Here is a 452-nt window from a genome sequence, read left to right as displayed (position 1 = left end):
GTTTTACAACGCTGCGAGCTGCAAGCATTTGAGAGACCCGACCGCGTCGCGTTTTTCATTCCTGTTACAGAGAATGAAAACGACACGTCGTTTCAATTTTCAGCTTGTTCCGGATTGTTAAAGAGCAAATATCTCAAACGCGGCCCGGCTGCTTACGCAACCAAATCGGTTTTGAGATACTGTATGGAGACATCTTTCACCTGTCACCAAGCAGGTGGCGTCCCCTAGGGGATTCGAACCCCTGTTGCCGCCGTGAAAGGGCGGAGTCCTAACCGCTAGACGAAGGGGACACGATAGTGTCACGACTTCGCAGCCGTCCTGCTCATTACTTTTTATCAGACAATCTGTGTGGACACTGCGCCGGAAGGTATCTTCAGGTAAGGAGGTGATCCAACCGCAGGTTCCCCTACGGTTACCTTGTTACGACTTCACCCCAGTCATGAATCACAAAG

General features: G+C 50.9%; 1 protein-coding gene, 1 tRNA gene and 1 rRNA gene. 1 reads left to right on the top strand and 2 read right to left on the bottom strand.

From position 1 onward, the window contains the following. Positions 1-228, top strand: a 228-nt coding sequence (locus QSK07_RS22710; RefSeq protein WP_285797975.1) for a hypothetical protein, incomplete at its 5' end; no start/stop codon positions are given. On the opposite strand, the gene QSK07_RS22705 is transcribed toward QSK07_RS22710, so the two are convergent. Beyond that, positions 216-290, bottom strand: a tRNA-Glu gene (locus tag QSK07_RS22705). The two genes, QSK07_RS22710 and QSK07_RS22705, sit on opposite strands and share 13 nt — an antisense overlap. Before the next feature lie 88 nt (positions 291-378). Continuing rightward, a 16S ribosomal RNA gene (locus QSK07_RS22700) occupies positions 379-452 on the bottom strand; the annotation flags it as partial.

This window comes from Pantoea sp. QMID4 (genome assembly GCF_030270445.1).
GTDB lineage: Bacteria > Pseudomonadota > Gammaproteobacteria > Enterobacterales > Enterobacteriaceae > Pantoea > Pantoea vagans.
Note: the sequence above shows the minus strand (reverse complement) of the source record. Positions and strands in the feature narration are given on the sequence as shown.